The organism is Lacinutrix sp. WUR7 (assembly GCF_016864015.1).
Taxonomy (GTDB): domain Bacteria; phylum Bacteroidota; class Bacteroidia; order Flavobacteriales; family Flavobacteriaceae; genus Oceanihabitans.
Genome location: NZ_CP045067.1, coordinates 3,234,743 through 3,256,808, shown reverse-complemented (window position 1 = coordinate 3,256,808; position 22,066 = coordinate 3,234,743). Strand labels below are relative to the sequence as shown.

Genomic DNA, 22,066 nt, shown 5'->3' with positions numbered 1-22,066 from the left:
TAGTAAAGATGTTTATAATGTATACAATAACCATATATCTGCCACGGCTTTACTATTATGATTAAAAATATTACCATTTAAAGTAATGGCACCAAAATTGTTTTCTAATTCAGAAAACGACTTATCCTCATACATAACATAATATTCTATCGAAGCTATCGGTAATGATGAAGTTACTAACTTCCTTAATTTATAAGGAATATTGTTTATAGTCAATTCTGGCGGCGTAGAGCTAATGTCTCCAAGCTTTTTTTGCCATTCTTGCGGAAAATCATACTTCCAAGACATTAATAAATGTTGTTCAGTACTAATTATATTTTTATTATCAATTATATCTACAGTGTTTGGAGTGTTTTCCGCATAATAACGTACATGCAATACGACATCTGATATAGTAGTTATTTCATATTCTGAATCTTCATCTAACATCAACTCAAATATTTTATTGCTATCTAATTTTAAATACTCAAATGGCATATATCTCGCCTGATTGAAGTTGGGTTCAAAAACACCCATATCATTAATTCCTGTTGACGTGATAAACTCCTCACCTCCTTCAACTCTTAATTTTACATTAGTTGAAACCTGAGGGCCGGTAACGCAAGGAATAGAAATTCCGATACTCTTGATTTGCATTCCAGTTAAATCTCTTGATTTAAAAACTAAGTTTAATAGATCCTCTTCTAATTTAAACTTACAGTATTTATGTTGTATAAGATTAACCAACGCTCCAGGATCCAACAATTTCAAAGAGATATCTTTAGATAGTTCAAACCTGCGTTTGTCGTTTTTAATATAAGTATTATCCAACTCTTTAAGTTGCATACTTAATTGTTCTCCAGCTAACAATCCTTTTTTAGAACTATTCCAATGCCCAAAATCAACTAGGGATAAATCAATGTTTAACTCTTTATTCATAGCTCGTTGTGCCTGTTTGGCCATTTCATAAGCAAGTTTATAGGCTCTGTAGTGCAATTTCATTAATTCACCGGTCATCCAAGAATATAAATTGAGGTTGGTAAACTTATTTTTTACAAAATCGAATATTTCTTTGCTTTGCTCAATCTGTAATTCGTGATTTTCTAAATCTTTTTCTGCAATGGCAATTCGTATTTCTGCAGAAATAATCGACTTTTCTACTTGGAGGAGTTCTTCTTTAGCTGTTTTTATTTGAAAATTCCAATCTTCCTGGCGGCGGTCATAACCTGCATATGTTGATGACATTGATGCTTTGTTTCTATAAACAGATCCAATGATACCAAAACTAGAGGCAATTGCTGAAAAATTGAATGCAAATTTATCTCCGCCTGGTAATTTAATAAGTGGGCTGTAGCCAGCATAAGTATCTGGCACATGTACAATTCCAGCGGCTATCAACTGAGATGCTTGTTCTAAATACATAAATGCTTCCGAAGTTCTTGTCTGGTCAATTGCATTTTGTTCTCTAGAACTTTTATACTCCTTCCCTTCATATTCCGACAATCTTATTTCAATCAACTTCTTACTATGTTGAGCTGAGGCCAATCCTAGCTTAGCTTCATCAATAGACATTTTTTTGAGATTTTTTGTCACCTTCAAGATATTCTCTTCGTACACTTGTCGTATTAAGTTTAGTTCCTCGGCATCTTTTTTCTCTAAAGCAGATAATAATGCACCGCCTAAAGCTTTTACTTCGCCCGTAAATTCATTGGCTTTTTGTAATAGATAATTGTAACGATAGTGAGGTTCTGGCTTTGCTATATCATTGAGTACTTCTCCTATATCAATACCCATTGCTCTGGCTCTAACTAATAATGCTGGTTCTATTGGTGGTTGAAATAATGGTAATTCTCTTACCTGCCCTTCAATATTCATACAATGACGAATTTTGAATAACCTGCCTTCTGTTCTATTCCAGAGTTCTTGTAACTTCGGATTATCGGGAATACAAAACAATAAATCTGGTAATTGGAAGCGTTCATTATTCGTCTGTTCTTTACAACATATAGTAGGATTATAGGATGGAATTTCACTCTCAATGCTCATAATTGCATTTGAAAAGGCATCAATATTTCCTAAATCGGCAAATGATTTTGCTATAGAATTCGTTGATTTTTCAATATTTTTCGGACGATTTCCTAATAATTCGGCTGCTAGAATATATAAGTTAGAAGCTTCATTTAAAGACTCTATACTATCTTGTCTAAATAGTGAATCACCCCATTCTATTAGGATATCTATGTATTCACAAACTGTCCATAACATATAAGCACGATAGCGCATTTCAGCTATGCCGTGTGGATTAAATGGATCGTTTTTCCATGTTTCTATTTGTGCTTTGAGTTCAACTCTTTTTTGCTCTTGTTCAGGATTTAAGCCTGTTGCACCCAATAAGTGCATCAAATTTTGGATGGAATCCTCACTAACATCTTGAAGGAATGGTTTTATCATCCAGAAGCGTTTGTCTTTATAATCACTTACATCTCTATTTGTTGGATCAAAAACAAACTGCAACCATTTAATAGCATCTGCAAATTGAGCATTGCTTTTTAGTTGTCTAGCGATGAGTGAAGGAGCATGAAAGAAAATCTCCCAATTATATTTTTGATACGCCCCAAAATAACTGAAATCAAACTCATCCTTAGGGTAAGGCTCTGTTATGTGTAATGGAACAGGCTGATATTCGTTTTTAAAATACGTAGCGTTTTGTTGTTGTCGTCTTAGTTGATTATTTGGATTTCTAGACGCCAACAAACCTTTTATTCCAAACTGATTCATTTCTGCCAACATTAAGCAGGCATAAGGGTGTTCGTGTGGTTGTACATGGTATTTAGACAGTACATTTTTATATTCAGTAGTGTACCAAGTTTTTTCACCGCCATCATTATATATAGGTATTTTTACGCAACTTTTCTCAACACGCTTTTCAAAAAAGAGGGTGTGTAAATTATCTCCCATAAAAAATGGTAAATGACTATAAACGTGCTTGTATTGGTGTAGATGGGTTAATTGATATGTACCATTTGTATTATCCAATATTCTATCACTACCATTTGCGTGTGTAATTTCTCGCTTTGCGTATAGCCCACCACTAGGATATTTATCATTTTCCACATCCTTGCCTTCAATCATTAATTGGGCATTGGGTAATGTATTGTATGGTCGAGCCAAAAAACGGCTTTCATTTGTTGGTTCACCAAACAAAACTTCTTCTATTACTGGAGGAATTATTTCTAACCGGTCATCGCAGGCACTAATTCTAAACGAATCTTCATATGCAAGCTCTGTATATCCATCATGATAATTATCTACGGCTTCATCAAAATCACGTCTAACATGTATGGTTAACTCTCCTGAATTTGTGCTTTTTTCAGCCCAGAAAAAGAATTTATTCTTGTCCATGCTTACAGGAGCATAATCTTGATAAACACTGTTTGACCAGACTAAAGAGCCATTATTCGTTTCATCAGGCCCATATACTTTCAGTAGTGGACCTGTTTCACCATATGGATGATCAGGGTTGGGTTTCCACCACTTCCAATTAGGGTTTTGCACCTCTTTTATTAATTTATATCCAACATCTTGTCCTAACTTATATCTAAGGTTATTAAAACACCCTTTACCCGCATAGTTTCCAGCTAACATAGTCCCCTCCAAAATCTTTTTCGGGCTCCATTTGCCAAATTCTAATTTGGAATAACACATTTTGACTTCATAGTAAGGTGCATTTTGCTCGTTACCATCAATTACTCTTTTAATTTTTCGATCCTCCTTTTCAATAAACATCGGCCAGTATAGGTGCAGCTTTCTATTGTGCACAACAGGAATGATGTGTTCTCCTTCAATATCCAGCTCCAATTTTTCCCAAGCAGTCCAAACACGATTAACTTCACGTTTTCTATAATAATATTCATGCGGAGTACTAAATGTCCTACCAAACACATGAAATATGCCTGAACCAAATTCTCCTTTACCGTCAGATTCAAAATAAGTACCTCTAATGTCTAAACGAGCTACGTCATTTAATTTACTCAAATATCGCTGCATTGCCTTTTCAGCATTTTCATCGTTAATTTCGTCTTGCAATAAAGCGTCTTCTAGTTCTTGAAAGAACTCACTTTTATCCAATCTTAATTCAGGTTCTATCCAATTCTCAGGATAGAGAAATACTTTTCTATTAGCTTCCCAAACCCGGTAATTTTTACGCCATTCCCATTCTAGCTTATTGTCTTCCGTAGGGCAAAGGTGTTCTTCTAAGCCCATCATTGCTCTATGAATAAGCATTTGCATACCCGAAATGGCTAGTTTAGTACGAGAAGTCTTCATACAAGCTTCCATTTCTGGGTCTAATAGAAAGTGCGCGTAAATTTCATTTTCATTCTTAAATGCTTTGTAGTGGATGTAATAAGCAACTAAAGCACTTCTTAGGTTAACACGTACACGATTGTTAATTGTTGTATTTTTCTTTATCCATTGTGCTTCTGTGTTGTTTGCTTCTACCATCGCAGCTAATACTGTAACATTATCTCCAAGACCGTTTTCAACGAATGCATCAAATGCTGCATTTTTCCAAACAATGCCCCATATATCCTTTATATTTTCTGGATTGGTAGAGCTGTAGATGGATAAAGTAATGGCGATCGAATGAATTTCAACTAAATCTTTTCCATTGGTCAATGCTGTTGCATTTGAAAAAAGTGATTGATATTGTTGCTCTGTAAACGTAGCGTACCAATTATCTGAATTCATTTCATTCCGAATTTCAATTGCTTTTAAATCTGAAGCGTTCTGATCGGTAATTGGATTACTTTTAACCTCAATAACTTGTTTATAATAATCAATAAAAGAAATCCCAATAGTTGTTGATTGCGAACTAAAATCTTTTACCCAAGCTATTTTTTGAATAGCCTTTTTGATATCGAAGCTTGTAGTTGTTCCAAACGACTTTTTGAACCACGCAAAATTGCTTGTACTCAAACTAGGCTGTTTATCAATCACATCGCTTAACAATTCATTGGTAACACCTGTTGCTTGTTTAATTACTGCTATGCGTAATAATGTTCTATAACAGGCTGCAAAGTCATCTTGAAGTGTACTATTTAGATCTAACCAATCTATCCAAGTAAATGGGTCTAAAAATTTTTGAATCCAATTAGTAAAGTCTGAACTCGATAAAATCCTATCTACAAATGCTAAACCTAATTGCGTTGTATTACCTAAACTTTGTTTTATTGTCGCTTCAATTTCATCTGCATAATCAGCGAGATGTAAATTAATTTTAGTGTTAACGGCTGTTTTCTTATCATTCAAGTCATCTATTTCATCAAGAATAATTGGATCGCTCGTTGAACCTAAAGCATCAATATCTACTTGTATTAGTTGTACTTCATTATAAAGCTCAATAACAATATAATAAGCATTTGCTGGCGATTTTAAATCATCGCACATAGCATTCCAGCCATTACTAATGGAATTATGAATTGGCTCACCATATTCTCTAGAAACAGAAGTTGGTATTAAAGACCAAGAATTAATTCCTAAAATCATTGAAATTAACTCGGCTGGATGTATACCTAGCTTTTTAATACTTGTGCAAATCTTCAAAAATTGCAATACGTCTAAAGGTTTTTTAAGTGTAGTATTTAATGGCGTATACATACTTGTCACCAATGCTTCTATATTGAAAGTATCAAAGCCAGAAAGTTTAGATAATAGCAATTTTTTGTCAGTATCACTAGAACCATCCCATAGTACCATTTGTGCATCAATTGAAATAGAATAGACATCTCTCAACTCTACTGCTCCTGCCAATTTTTTCAGAAAATCTGAATTCAAATCTCCACCACCTAAATAATGAATAGCAGCGTCAAGCTCCTCAACAGATAGATTTGTAGAACTTCTAAGGCGTTCAAAGCGCATTAAACGGTCGGCTACTTTTTCAAAACCAATAATTTTCATTTTTGAAAGATCGCAAGGGTTTTGGTCATCTTTGGTAAAAGTTATTGTTTCATTTTGTATAATATAGACCTGCTCAAGGAGTGTTTTAAAAACTGTGTAATCCAAAGAAGTAGCATCTAATATATCTTGTACAAAATAATCTGGATCAATACCGTAGTAACTTTTAAGAACAGTAGATGCCATATGGCTCCTTGTTATAATACTCCACTCAGGATAGGCTACACTTCCGCGATCTATAAAACTCAACAAACCTAATTTTGCATTTGCCCAATGTTTGCTGTCGTATTCATTACCAACAACAGAAAGATCATTTACCAATGTAGCATACGAAATATCTAATTCTAGTAAATAATTTTGTGCCAAATCTGTATTTCTATCATAAGGCAAAGACCAAGGATATTTAGCGGATCTCAATTCACCCATTGCATCTTCAAATTCTAGAAGATTGATGTGTTCTGGCTCCATTAACAGCCTATCGGTTTCCCAGGTAGTTTGTAAACCTCTTAGAAATGGGTCTATAGGAATATTACCTTCAAGGTGCGTTAGCAACACTTCATTTACCAAATCAATATAAGGCAAAACTGTATTGGTGTTTTTACAGTTAAGTTGAATGTACTGTATATCTGGTCTTCTACTATTTATTTCGACAAAGCCATTATTCCCTGTTTGTTGGCATTTCATATCACTTTTTAGCCATTGCAACATATCAGTTAGATAGGCTGCAGGACTATAGACTGACTGGCAATGTTCACAACTACACGTGTCTAAGCTACCAAACAATAATTCCATATCTGGCAGGTTTAATGCTATTGCAGTATTTGTTGTGCTGATGTCAGGTTGGGCTCCACTTAAGCCTTTTAATATTGAGGGCACAAACGCATTCTTACGGTCATATTGTAAATACTGACGCATAATTTCTTTGGAAGTATCATAATAGGCTTCTGCTCTACACCAAATACCACGAATTTCCCAATCTTGAAAATCATACGCTTGCATCTTATTGGTAAAATCGAATTTCCCTAAACGAATGATTTGCATTCCTGAAGTTAGATCTTCCTTTAGTAAGGTTTCAACAAGATGTAAATTTTCTATGCCATCTGCTAATTTGATGGTACGTTGTAATTCCTGAAGGTTTTTGTAATCTCTTTCTGAAACCACTTCTGGAGCTCTGTCGTTTTCACCCTTAGTAAAATGTCTGCTGACTGCCTGATTTTGAATATCGAAATCCGGGTTTCTACTTAAAACACGATAAAAATCATTCTTATTTGGCAGCTCACTTTGTTTGAGTTGGCCTACCAATTTTTCTGTAGGAAATTGATCGGTTAAGGTTCGTGTTAGGTCGTAGGCATAACTTTGTATTGGCTCTTCACTATCTTTATAAGAAGAAGGATATTTTAATTCGCCTGCTACATTATGAATAAGCTCTCTCCAATTCTCTTGCGTATATTTTAAAAGACTGGTTTTATCCCATTTATTTTTCCTCAATTCAGGAACAACAATAGCTAATAATGGTGGAAATTCCTTCAAGGTTTTATCCCAGCTAATAATTTGTTCTAATTCGTCATTCCCTTTTTTATTAAACCTAGTTTTTACAGGTTGTTTTTTGAGACGTTTAACTATTTTAGTACTGTCGTTATCATCATATTCAGTTTCATCTTCTTCTGTTAGGTAAACCTGTAAACTACCAGCATCTAATACGGCATTTAAAAGAGTAGATTTTTCTAAAAAAGGTAACGAACTAACAGCTATTAATTTGGCGTCATAATACAAATCATCTTCTTCTACATTTAACAAAATAGCATCTCGTAGATATCCAATACCTTTTAAAAGCACACCTTGAGCTCTTTGGTCTATATGCACCCATTTGTTATCATTGGCATTAGCTATCTTTTGGGTGAGTTGATTAGATGAAGCACTTATGCCTTGTTTCCAATCGGTAACGCCACCTTTAGTCAACGCAAATAAGAAGGATAAACTTTCTTTTGGTTCTTGAGTAAGGTCTTCCAATTTAGATGAAGCGAGCTTAAAATATGTGTCCTCTTTAACCCTTCCTTCCCATTCTAACCATTTATTTTTAGTGATTTCCTGTAACTCATCATTCCAAAGTTCAGATTGTTGCAATGCACGTAAATCGGTAATATCCTGCTTAGATAAGCAAGCTAACTGTTGCAGTTGCTCTTCGGTTAATTTGTCTATGGATAAACCCTCTAAATGTGGTTTTACTTGCTCTTGCAAATACGGAAGCAATATCTCATACCGTTTTGGGTCGAAATAAAAATCGAGCTCATGCGTTTTACAACTACATAATTTAGCACTGGTTCTAATTACTTCTTTTTCCTTAGCTGCTTTATAAACCAGTTTTACAAGATACTGCACTTCTATATCTCCTTTTTCTAGCTCAACTTTAAAATTACCTTCTTTATCAAAAGGGATATCTTTAATTTTTTGCTCTTTAGTTAATGTACAAGCATATAATTCTAAATACAATAACTTAACATATTTTGTTAAATCTGTACAGCTTGGGTGTTTTAGTATTCCTTGGATTATTGTTGTCATTTCTTTCGTTTTAAGCTTAGAATTTTATGTTCCTTGAATTTTGATTTCATTTTTTTGGTCTTTAGCTATTATCTTTTTAGTTATTTATGCATGTTGTTGATAATACCAACAAGGGCGAAATGTTTTATTTTTAATCTAGGCGTCTATTGTTCTCCGAATTTTCAAGTAATACTGTCAGCTTTGTATTTTAATTATTAATTTTCTAGGGTAACAATTGGTAGATCTTCATCTCTTTTTTTTGCTTGTTCAATTAGTTTATATTCTTTATAAATTGACGAAAATTCTTCCTTATTTTTTTCAAAGTCTTTCATATCAGCTCCATTTGCACTCATCCAAGCTAGTACCATAGCACTACCTACTAATGTATCAGATACACCAAGTTCTTTTAGTTTTGCAGCCCACCCTATTTGAAGAAATCCTTCTGCTAAGCCAAGTACAGTAGCAAAATTATTTCCTTCATAATTTTCATCTATAAGATTCTTATATAGCTCATCAAATTGCTGCCCGATGGCATAAGATACACTCCCTGGTATTTTAGAAGATGCCAGATAATCGCCTTTTAAGTCTAGTGTAACCTTAGTAATATTTAAACCAGTTGAAGAAATACCAGAGATTAAACCAACTGCGGAGTATAATTGACTAGATGTTTTTAATGCTCCAGCTGCAGCAACTGGACCAGTTAATGTTCCTAAAGAAGCAATTATAGTTACTATTCCAGCCACAACCGATAAAACATCTCCAATTAGTTGAAGTTGTTCTCTTTCTTTAATTTTCGTATAAATGCTTGCAGCCTTCCTATGAATCGGATTACTAAGCATCATTTCCGTCTTACTCTTCTCCCAAAGTAAAATATACATATTTACAGCATCGGCACTATAGCCCGAATTACTATACGTATTTTGAACTCCATACTCATTAACATCCCCTTCTAGTTGAGTTGAGACAACAAATTTATCACCCTTTATATTCTTTTCAGATGTCACCCAACTTTTATCTACTCTTTTACCACTACGCTTATAAAATATAAGAGTATAAAGGATGTAATGATCATCAATTTTTTCTTCTTCAGGATGGTTTTCGGAGTCTCTATTTTTTGAATTAGGATTTGATGCTCGATTACCATTCTCATCCCTAAACATTACTGGATTACTCAAACTATATTGATATAAACAAGAGCCATCAATCATACCAGCTGGATCAGCAGAAAGCCAACGACCTAGCCAAGGCATATAATAACGGGCAGAATGGTAAGAGAGTCCGCTTTCTTCATCGCGTTCTTTACCTGTATATCTGTATTGCTTTTGGCTTATGTTGGTGTTTTTCCAATAAAATGAGGTAGTGCCATAAGGGTGATATTCTTCAAAAGAAATAATGTTTCCAATAGCATCCAATTCAAGACCAACAGAACCCAAGTGGTTGCTTAATTGGTAACGATATGTTTTATTGCCCACTGACTCATAAGTAGTAGGGTTAGAAGCTGTATTTTTAGTAATGCTTTCTATTACACAAATTCTCCCACTATCATCTGCTATATGAAAACTTGTTTGCTCTTTGGTTATGGTATTGCCTTGCCATTCTCTGTATATTTCTAAATTACCTAAAAAGATGCGTTCTGCGGTTACTCGTGTTCCATTTAATAGTATTTTTCTAATGCGTTCACCCGAAGCATAATAGGTATAATGTGCTTGTTTTGTTGTAGTAAAATCCATAAAAACAGGTTGGTGTTTAAAATTCCAATCCATTGGATTTTGATGATTACTTAATTGTAATATGTTACCTGCTTCGTCATAATCGAATTCAGTTGTTTTGTTACCTTGTACTGTTTTCACTAAACGATTACTAGTCCCAAAAAGGTTTTTACTTGGGTTAGGTGCGGTAAAATAATCATACTGATAATCGCGTGTATAAGGTGCATTACCTAAATGTTTCCAACGCAAAATATTACCTACCTTATCGTAAACATAACTTTGGGTGTAGTTTTGTAAAGCATTTAAATCATTTGCAGATGGTTTATTACTTGAACTAATTTCAGCAGGTATTTTTAATTGCTCCGCATTATTTTGTTGCCCTATATGTTCTTTTCCGCTTGCATAAATCAATCGGTTAAGACTATCATATTCAAATTCTTGTATTGGTTTTATTTGTTGATTGTTATAGGAAATGGTTTCTTGTGCTAAATCTTCAATTCTTACAATATTCCCTAAAGCATCATAGGTGTAAACAATATCTTGTAATAATGCACCACTTTGGTTGTGATTAGTAGTCTTAATATTAATTAATCGATAATTAAGAGGCGCATATTTGTATGCTGTACTAACACCATTACCATATTGTATTTTTTCTCGCTGCCCTTTTTCATTATAACTAATGTTTTTTACTTGTTCAGAAAAAACAGTCTCGTTAGGAAGTTTCGTTTTTACTTTTATTAAAGCACCACTTTGGTCATATTCATTTCTAGTAAGGCTTCCTCTTTGAGTAATATTTCCATCTGCAGCTTCAGTTTCTGTAGGTCTGCCTAGAGCGTCATATTTTATTTTACTCATAAATGTTTCAAAAGTAATCGTATTTGGATTGGCTATTTTTGGAATATCCCAAGTTTCTAAATGATTTTTAAACAAGTGGCGTTTGCTTTCTAGTGGAGCTCCTTTGAAATCATACTGTGTTATTTCTGCAAATCCAGCACCATCAAAAGTTTTCCATACTTGCCCTCTCATGTTCGCTGTCTCTGGAGTTGCAGAATACTGTTCTCCATAAACGGTTGTTTCTTTTATAGATTCAACGCCATTTTCTTTTACCCAAAGTTCTGTAGGTCTTCTAAATTGGTCGTATTCCATGCGCATGCGTTGCTTGCGAGGTAACCAAGAATAAACTGGTTGGTTATCTATGGCATACAAAATAAAAGAAGTGCCAGCATCATTACTACTGCTTTTTAGAGGTCTGCCAGCTAAATCAAAAACAGCTTCTTGTGCCAATAAATTATTAGCATCGTAGGTTTGCAAAGGATTCCCAACAGTATCTAACACTACTTTAGAAACTGCAGTTTCTGGAATGTTTAAAGGATCATTAATGGCTAAAATTTCTTTATTAGTAGTTGCTTTTTTGGTGGTCTTTATTTTTTGTTTAGACAGAATAAGTCTTCCTAAAACATCAAAAATTTGAATTGCAGGTAAGTTTGCATGTATTAAAGAAAGGTCTGCAGCTCTTTTTTCTGCATCTGTTCCGTTTTTCATTCTAAGATACCATTCACTTGCTGTAGATAATGTATCATGTGCATCGTAGGTCTTCGACATCCAAGGTGTAAATTCTACCTTTGTAAAGGTGCCATCAGGCATATCGGTTTGATATACTCTACCTATAGCATCATAATGTATAAATGGTGATACACCCCATTCTATAATATGTTCTTCTTTTTGGTATTCTTTAGTTGTACTAAAATAAGGTTCGTATTGTTTTACGGCTTGCCCTTTGTTGTCGTAAACTGTTCTTCCGCTTGATAGCCAACGAGGGTCTGAAAGTACTTTGGTTTGTAAATCCCCATTTGTGTCAATGTATTTAGCCTCACCAGGCTCCACTTTGGCTTTGCTTTGTAATTCTTGTCCAAAGCCATCACTATAGACTCTGGCTTGCATCCAACGATTCGGATTATCTGGGGTTATGTCGTTATGATGTGTTTCTCTAGTATAAGAATGTACGAAATTTGGTAAGCCTTCTTTCCAAAACCGTTCATGATTATATTCTATAATACTAGTCTCTGTATCACCAAATGAATGAATATTTCGTGCATTAATTCTATCCAATTCATCTCCTTCATTTTCATTTGATTTTCCCATTATAGCGGTTCGAATCACTCGTCCAAAACCATCATAAGCGACTTCTTGCTTATTACCATTTGGGTCTGTTATACGAAGCGGTTGTAGAATGCGGTAATCGTATTCGGCTGTAATTATATTTTCTAATGGGTCTTTTACTTTAATTGGTAATAGACCAATATCATCAAAAGTAATTTTACTAATATTTCCCCAAGTGTCTTTTACTTTGGTGGTGGTATAAAAATTATTTGGGTCGTATTGTGCAAAGCCTCCTGTAACCCAATAACCTTCTATTTTTCCCTGATGAACAGGGTTTGTATCTACTTTTGTTGGAAGTTCTACATTGAGATATTTTTCTTTTTTTAATGATACGATGATGTTATTAGTAAACGCTGTTGCTGAAGGGAATTTTTCATCATAAGCATTGTGTAAAATTTCGTCTGTTACAATAAGTTGATATGAGCCATAAGGCAATATTTGAGATTCTATAACTCCAAAATCTAATCTTGTTATTTTTTCTGAATTCGAAGCAGTTAAGCTATCAAAAGGTTCTAATCTATTGGCAGTATCATCTGATCTATAGTAATTTACTTGAGCAGAAAGCAGTTTTTTAGTAGCCAAAGGAATATCTCTTATCAAGTCTTCTCGTTCAAAAAATGGAGGATATGTTTGCGATTGCGTTATCGAGATTACCTCAAAAGATTTTGCTGAAAGCGGAACACCTTTTACATACCAATCTATATTGAAGTCATCTTGATTATAGACTTCATTTTCGGTATAGATTATTTTTAGTTGATATTGTTCTGGGCAATGGTCTGTATCAGTTCCTTTTCCATACAATCTTGGGTATGCAACAGATGAAGCTTTAAGTACATTGCCAAAATCATCAATTTCTAAAGTAAGTTCATGTGCCAATCGTGGGTCATCTACATTTCTATCATAAGTGGCAGTTACTTTTTCTAATGGCAAACTAATATATACTCCATGTTTATTTGATTCCCCATTGAGTTTAATCGGCTGTAATTGCTTTACCTGAAATCGAGATTCTGTAACTATATAAGGCTTGTCGCTATCATCAGTATTATCTTCTGTAAAAACTTCCGAACGTAATAATTGTCCTCTTAAAGCTCTTTTCCCTTCTTGTATTTCTTGTGGAGTCCAAGGTATTAATGGTGCATCATCCAGCAATTCAGAATCAGCCAAGAATCGTTCTTTATTTACTTGTAACCAGTATTCTTTTTGATATTGTTGTTCCAGAGAAATTTCTTTTTCCCATGCGCCAGTATGAAACCAAGATTTGGTACAAACACGTGGCTTATCATAAATAACATCTTTATGGAGTTTGTCAGGATTTTTGAATGACTCATCATCCCATTGCTCTACAAAACCGAAGCCTCTAAATTCTCTTTCTGTTCTGTCGTAATACCCATGATGATAGCCATATTCCGTAACAAACCGATGTCCTGTGATTAAATCTTCAACCTCTGTTTTATGAACGATATGTACAGGAAAAGGTAGTTTAGTTACCCAAGGTTTACCTGCTCGTTCATCTTTTAAATAGAAGTAGGTGGATGGTTTATATTCTGAACGTGTTACACTTCCCATATTATTGCGAATCTCGGTAAGCAAATAAGGTTTTGTACTGTTCATTATATCTATGTACTTCCATGGAGAAAGAGCATCGGAAGCCAACGGACTTGACCATACCAAACAAGCAGTTCCATTTCCTAATAAATCGACTAATGTAACCGTAGTTTGCTTATGAGTTGGAGGGAAATTTTTAATTTCAATTGGTTCTGAAAACCCATTACCAGAATGGTTGAGCCAGTATTGTGTTATATGACCTCCTAAGTATAAAATATCGGTTGTTCCTGAGCCATCAATATCTGCAAGCCTTAAATTTTGTGGATGAAAAACATCTGGAGCTTCAAAGTGTGGAGCATTATCCATGATTACTTTTTCGCCAAAATTCCCATATCCTAAGTTTGGCCAATAACAAATGTCGTTGTAGCGAATACGAACAATATCGCTCAATCCATCACCAGTCATGTCATTAAGAAAAATACTTTCTAAATCATTTTGAAAAATTCTGGCAGGACCTTGATTTTCGTCTAAACCAGTATAGTTTCTTTGTTCCTTATTGAAACCATTTTCCCCGTTATTGGGATACCATTTTAAGACTTCATCTCTAAGAATCAATATTTCAGGCCGACCATCTCCATTTAAATCTACGTAACGAATATCTGGGTCGGATAAATCTATATTAACGCGTTCATTATAATTTCTAAATGGCGACCAAGAACCATCATCGTCTCTTTTACTATACCCTCCATTGCTTCCTTGACGACTTAAATACAATTGTCCGTTAGATTCTATATTACTCAATTGTGTACCTCCAGAAAGGTTACTCCAATTAGGTTTTTCACTTATAGTCTTTAGTCCATCAAATTTACCATCACCTAAATTTCTTCTATAATACCAAGCACCTGCAGTTTCCATTAAAACCCCGTTCAAACCTTCAGCATTCAAATCTGTAAATTGATAATTGCCGCTTAGTCCTTGCGGAGTATTTCTAGTATTTATTGAATCTATTTCTTTTATAGTATCATTTACAGTTGCCTTGGAATAAGTGAATTCTAAAGGCGGCATTTCGTTTTTTATATAATTACTACCTTCTTTTTCATAAGCTACTTTGGTAATGGAATTTACTTGTGTGATGTTTTTATTCTCGTCGTAGTTAATATCTGTACTTTGAATAAGTCGTTCTTTACCTATGCCATATTTATCTACGGTTTCATTTTCACCTTGAAAGGTGTGAAACATAAGCACTCTTTTACAAAGTCTGCGTGTACGAATCTCAAATCCTGCTCTGTATTTTGAAAAAGCATCTAAACGACAAGGCCAAGAGTTTTGTTCGGCGATTTTAGGATTGTCCCAATCATGTTCACCATAATCAAAGACAACTTGAAATAGAAACTCTAATTTAGAAGTATCAGATTCTTTTTGAGGAAACATTGATTTGTTTCCATAAAGGATTCGTTTTAGGTATTTCTGAGGTTGAATATTGTTTTTTCGTTGTACCTCAGACAGAGAATTTAGAACATTGTCATTATCCTCTTGTTTGTATTGGTATAGCGTAATGTTACCTTTATTGTCGAATGTTTTACAGAGTAACCAAGAGAAAATTCGTTTTGAATTTTTAGAATCAAAAATTCTACTTTCAACAGTTTCACCATAAATACTAGTAATATTTTCGCCACTAATAGATTTCCAAAAAATATCACCCGAAGTTTTATGTAACCATTTTTCTATCCGAGCAAAAAGTCCTTCAGTTCTAGGGCGATATCTACTAATCTTATAATCACCTTGTTCGAATGTTTCTTCTTCCCATTCATTAGAAACTTCATTTAAGTTGAACTTCTTTACCAAGTCTTCAGCACCAGAAATTATAAAGGTATCTGAATCTTGATCCTCATTATATAATGGTAGATTTCTTTCTGTTTTTCTGGTTATCTGTGGAATGGACATTCCCCATCCTAATCCAAAAGGACTATTACCAGAACCTGAACTATATGAGACGGAAAGTTGTGGAGCGCCACGTCCAGCAGTTACACCAATAGGAACCGAGAAGTTACCAGTACCAGTTGCTGGATTGGCTGTATATTTTTCTCCTATTCCCTGAATAGCTCCTCCAGATTTTGGAAGTTCTAATGTTGGAACTAAAGAAGGTTGTTGAATGCCTTTTTCGTCTTCTTGGGTTTTTTTCATGTTCTCATACCAATATTGTTATTTGCTATTAATATCAAAAGGGAGAAACTATGAATAGAGGAATTGAGTATATAAAATGTAAATTTCAATGCGTCCAGAGTAAATATACTAAAAAAATAATTTAGGACTTAAGGGAAAAATCCCTTTTTTTGTAGGAAAAACTCCTTTTTTAATTTTAAAACTCCTTAAGGCAAGATTTCTTTCCAAGCTGTAACGCAAAACAGTAGTAACCAATACCAATTTAAAATGTGTTGCGCCTTCTGGTGCGTTTATATAATTACTAGTATTAAAATCTGGCACAACCCAAGTAACTACACTCCTATTCGCATCTAAAGTTGGTGCTTTATTTGGTGCATAAAATATAGCATCTAAAGGCGCTGTTTTGTTAAACTCAAAACCTTCTAATAGTATTTTATTTGGCATAATTTCAAAAGCACGTTGCCCTCTTAATCCTGGTCCAACAGAGTTTATTTTTTTCATAAGTCCTGTTATTCTGCCCACTATACTATTATCGCTCATGCTTTTAATAATATTTGCAAATCCCATTCTTAGTGCTTTTCCAACAGTTGCAGAAGCTCCAAACTCACTCATATTCTCACGAGTACGTTTAAAAGCAGGATCATTTTTTATCCTGTTTTTATCTACACCTCCAGTAGTTCTAATTAAATCATTTCCGTTATTCTTGTAAAAAGTAAGTCTTCCCAACTAACCTTTTAACTTAATAAAACCTTTTTGCTTTGCCATAATTTCTAAATATTATGAGCCAATACTATAACTCATTTTATGAGCTTAATTAATAGCGTAAGAACTCTAGTTAAACAATTTCAATTCTCTTTTTTAAAAAGAATTAATAATCATCAATAGGCCTATTGATTTTCGTTACAGTTTTGTGGAAATTATGTGTGTGGGTAGTTGCAATAATATGATAACGAAGTATTTATCAGACTTATTACATTGCAAAATGCTAAATAATGTTAAATTTTTTAATCTATTTCTTAATTTATATAAGAATTTAGAGATGCTTAGTTAATGGATACTTCATAGATACTCCATAGTAAAGCCATGTATAGTTAACCTCAATGCACCAGAGTTCACTTTTTTAGTTAAAAACCCATTTCAACACATTTCACTACGCTCCTACGTCACTTCGTAATAAGAGTGCTCCATTACAGTGTATTATAAACTTTTTAGAGATTTCTTTAAGTAAAATTATAGTAAGTAAACTTTGCTTTACCCAAGCAAAGTTACATAACGCGGGCCATTATAGTACAAATTATATGTAATACAATTAGATAGCTATAATTCAATATTATGTAAAATATCCCACAATGTGTTGTATTCACAATAAACGTTTGTACTTGGGTCATTAAACATTAGTATTTTACTTCTCGTATAAATTGAATATTCTGTACAATGGTTCAAGTTTTTTCAAATACGCGATTTATCAAGAAGCTTCAGAACTAGAAATTTGAACTATAATTAGTCGTTATGTAAAATTGCCGCTGCCTTTGCGCTCGATTGCTTTTTTTAAATAATTTATGCTATTGCATTAAATTTTTAAAAACACAATTCCCAACCGCAAAGCCAACGCCAAAAAAAAGCTAGATTTTTGATGTTACCATAATTCTCGTAGCTTGATGTTTATAGTTAATATTTTTTTCTATGTGATTCTCGTAGATTACCACAAGAGTATAAAATTTAAGAAAAATAAATTTCTATACACTTGTTCTATTTATAATTTCAATTCAACTTTTTTTGAAATTCTATTTTACATAATGTTTATAGATATGATTTAAAGTTTATCAATCATATATTCTAAAGCATATTTACTTAATTCTGGAATTGCGTTTGTAAATACACTAATTTCCCAATTAGATAAATGTGCTAACATTACGTCATTACTAATAAATATTGAGTTTGGATTTAAAAATACTGTTGAGGGAATTAGATATAAAACTTTCGCTTCGCTCTCAATTAAAAGAACTAATCCAATTAAAAGGTTTTCTTTTAGTTCACCTAAATCTTGTTTTGGAATCTTAATACTTCTTTCTATACCAAAATCAATAGATTTAAACAATAATTGATACTGTTTTCCACTTTTGGACTCAATAACAAAGTCTACTGCTTCTCTCCCACTTTCATTGACTGTAACTTTAATTTGAACCTTTTCAAGCTCTGAATTCATAAATTTTAAAGCATTTTCATTGAGAGTATTCATAGATAACAAGATACATTTTTATACTTTCTTTTCTTTTTTTCTTGATAAAAAAAGAAACAAAAAAATCAAGACTGCATAAACTTTTGGAAACAATTACGGCTCGTTACGCTATATTTTAGGAAACATTGTGACTAGTTAATAGTGCTTTGAAATTCGTTGTTTATTTATAACTGTTAAGAAGCTTTATTACTAAACCCCTAAAATATGTACGCTTCACTCACCTATTGTTTTACCAAAATTTTCTGAGGTCGTTTTTAGTTTACAACTATGTTAAAAAGTAATAGAATAGTTATAACATACTGATAATATATTACTTATATTAAATGTTTTTGAAATTATAATTTATGAGTATAAAATTTATAGAAGATAAAGAATTTGATTTGTCAGATTCGGAAAATCAAGATTTACTTGGCACAAAACCTTATGCTGAAACTTTGTTTGAAGTTATTAAACAATCAAAAGGAAAACAGAATATTGGATTATTTGGTGGTTGGGGAAGTGGAAAATCTACAATAATAAAAACATTAGAAAATTTTATAGGAAAAAACAATGATGTAGATGAAAATGATAAAATTGCCTATTTCAAATATGATGCCTGGAAATATTCAAATGATGATTTCAGGAGAAGTTTTATAAGAAGTTTGAATGAAAAATTCTCAGCTATACTTGAAACTGATTTAGAAGAAATACTTTATAAAGATATTACAAAAGAAGACAGCAATAAGACTACAGTTCAACCTGAATATCAAAAATTGTTGCCTTATGCAATAGGACTAATAATAATTATATTGGTTTATAGTTTCTTTTTTTCAAGTTTATCAGGTAATGAAAAATTTCTTCTACTTGTATTTTCAATATTTTCAAGTTTTATATTTACCATATCTGGTAATTTTTTCAGAGTTATACCACATATAACAAGGCAAACTAAAATAATTGAGCCAGAAAAATTTGAAGATACTTTTAGAGATATAACCAATGAGATTTTTGGTATATCTAAAATGAATATTCTTAAAAAAATTAAAAATAAAATTGTTAGCAAAACTATATTTAAGAAAATGGTAGTTGTAATTGACAATCTTGATAGATGTGATAAAGATAATCTTATGATCACTTTATCATCAATTAAAAACTTTTTAGAGAATGATAATATCATTTTTATTCTACCAGTTGACGAAAACGGAATAACATCTTTTTTGAATGGTGATTCAGATGATGCTGATGAATATTTAAGAAAAATCTTTCATCAAATAATTAGATTAAAAAAATTCACACCAAAAGAATTAGTTGGATTCACAAAAGCCATAAACGAAGATTATAATCTTAAGTTATCGAACATTGGAATAAGACTTATCTGTCAAGAATTTACAACTAATCCAAGAAAAATAATACAGTTCTTAAATAATCTTCAAACCGAAAGAGATTTATTAGAAAGACAGATTAAAGAAGACTATGTTAAATTAGATTATACTAATCAAGCAGATGATTTTTTAATTAAACTTTTAATAATTAAACAAGAATGGAATTTACTCTTCAAAAGAGTTCTTGACGATATCAATTTTTTGAATAAAGTTAATACAGCTTTAAAGTATGAAACTACTCAACTAGAAGATAAATTTATTGTTAAGATTGACAATAAAGATTTTACATTAACTAGAAATCAAAAAAGATTTTTCAAGCGAAATATTGACGTTCATTTTAATAATGTTGAACCTTTCATTCTAAATATAGATAGAGATAAAGATATACCAGATGAACTTCGTGAATTTATTGAAAATGGAGAAATAAATGAAATTTTTGAGTTATTATCAATTGATATTGAGGGAGATATAAAGACAGAAAATGTTAAGTTGTTGCTTAATCAAATAGAAAGTGTTTATGATTATAATAGTAATAAATTCGAAGATTATAAATCAATAGCTTTTCCTGTTTCAGAAATGCTATTCAACATCTTGACTTATGAAAAATTTCAAACTGAAATTAAGGATAATTTAAAGTCATACAGTTTCATAAATAGGATTTTCTCAAACAATCAATTTAATGATATTATTACAAACCTAAGTAATTTTAAATTGTATTGTGAGTCTGCTAAATGGTTTTATTTTGAGTTGAACTTCAAGAAACCTTATGATAAACTATTTGAATATCTTAAAAAATCGATTAATCCCGATACAACTATAAAAGGAATACATAAAAATATACAGGTTTTTATTAAAGTTTTTGAAAGCCATCCAGAGTTAATTAAAGGATTAAGCACTAATTTAAAACGTAAAATTTTAGATGATAATTTGCTATTAAAAGATTATAAAGTATTTGAGGAAAATATAGAAATTACCCATTCATTGCTCGATTCAAATTTCATTGACAAAATGCTGGAGTTATTAAATGAAAATAAAATAGAAGATAAAAAAGTAACTGATTTACTTATAGATATTACAGATAAATATATTGAAAAAGAGTACATTAAGGATTCATTAATATTTACTGAATATGCTCACTACTTTTTTAACAAACTTGAATCAGAATATAATTTAAAAGCTACAACTGCAAAGGGAATCTTTGAAACTAAAGACATTGTTAATAGGTTAAATGAATTGTTTCCTAAAGTTGATTCTGGAATTCTAGATATAGATGAAGTTCTATTCAATACCATTCAAACAAAACTAAATCAAGAATATATAAGTGGTCTAAACGATGAAGAAATTGATTTCTACATTGTCTTTTCTGATTTGATTTTTAATTATATGAAATTAAATAATGAATTTGCTACAGATGCAAATTTTGAGAAATATTTTAACTCACATTTTATAAAAGTAGATTATCAAAAGTTAAGTTTAGGAATTAATACTGTTTATCAAAAAATTGTAAAATATTATGGTCCTTATAGTTGGAATTTTTTCGATATAATTATTAGCAAGCTAAAAGTGCAAAATGCAACAATGTTTTATAAAACACTTATGTTAATGTACAATAAAACCAAAGGCAAAAAAGGCCTTTCAAGTGCTCAAAAGAGTATATTAATTGATAATATATTTAAGTACTTTTTTACCTACAAGGGATATCCAACACTCATGAAGTATCCAAGTGATTGGTTAGGGCTAATTTATGAAAAGGATAAAGATTTATTTTTTGCTTCTGTTGATAATTTAAGCTCAAAAGAGTTAGAAAATTACGTTTATAATCTTTATGAATTGAATAACGAAGAATTAATAGGTAATTCTTTTGTAAACTATCTGAAAGCCCAAAACAACTTCAGTAAGTTTCAAAAATTTGTTCGATTTATTGGTGTCCAACACAGTTCGAAAGTCCAAGAAAATCTACTTTTAGAAATCTGTTCTGAGAAATATCCACCATACGATTGGGTGTTTTCTGCAAAAAAACATATTCATAAATCATCATTTAATAAAATAATGAAAAGCTATGTTGATTATTATAAACAAAGTCCAATTAATACAAACTACTTGAATAATTTTTTAAAGCTAAATAAAAAGGATTTATACCAAAGTACTATTGATTATATCCTTAAGCTTACATCTAACTTAAATAAACCAACTAAAAGACATAAATCAAAAGTTTCAGCTTTAATAAAGAAATTAAAATAAATATTTCAAAGTCCATTCCACACACATTCCACTACTCTCCTATCGTCGCTTCGTAAAAAGAGTGTTCCATTAACATCGTAGGGAAACATTTGAGAAGAAAAAAATAAGAAAATGTAGTAGTTTAAACTATGCTTTTACCAAAGCAAAGTTACATAACGCAGAACATTATAGTGCAGAAA

General features: G+C 32.1%; 5 protein-coding genes. 1 reads left to right on the top strand and 4 read right to left on the bottom strand.

Annotated features, from left to right (window positions below; genetic code table 11):
• Positions 1 to 12 precede the first annotated feature (12 nt).
• The 4 genes from FG167_RS14295 to FG167_RS14280 form a co-directional block, all read right to left on the bottom strand.
• Positions 13 to 8,493, bottom strand: a complete 8,481-nt coding sequence (locus FG167_RS14295; protein WP_203458906.1) for a neuraminidase-like domain-containing protein — start codon at positions 8,491 to 8,493, stop codon at positions 13 to 15.
• A gap of 194 nt (positions 8,494 to 8,687) precedes the next feature.
• Positions 8,688 to 16,070 carry a SpvB/TcaC N-terminal domain-containing protein gene (locus FG167_RS14290; protein WP_203458905.1) on the bottom strand — a complete coding sequence of 2,461 codons (7,383 nt, stop codon included), beginning with the start codon at positions 16,068 to 16,070 and terminating at the stop codon, positions 8,688 to 8,690.
• Positions 16,071 to 16,178: 108 nt separating this feature from the next.
• Positions 16,179 to 16,775, bottom strand: a complete 597-nt coding sequence (locus FG167_RS14285) for a hypothetical protein (RefSeq protein ID WP_203458904.1) — start codon at positions 16,773 to 16,775, stop codon at positions 16,179 to 16,181.
• A gap of 1,087 nt (positions 16,776 to 17,862) precedes the next feature.
• Positions 17,863 to 18,288, bottom strand: a complete 426-nt coding sequence (locus FG167_RS14280) for a hypothetical protein (RefSeq protein ID WP_203458903.1) — start codon at positions 18,286 to 18,288, stop codon at positions 17,863 to 17,865.
• 344 nt (positions 18,289 to 18,632) lie between these two features.
• Here FG167_RS14280 and FG167_RS14275 point away from each other — a divergent pair, with 344 nt between their 5' ends.
• Positions 18,633 to 21,887, top strand: a complete 3,255-nt coding sequence (locus FG167_RS14275; RefSeq protein WP_203458902.1) for a P-loop NTPase fold protein — start codon at positions 18,633 to 18,635, stop codon at positions 21,885 to 21,887.
• Positions 21,888 to 22,066 lie beyond the last annotated feature (179 nt).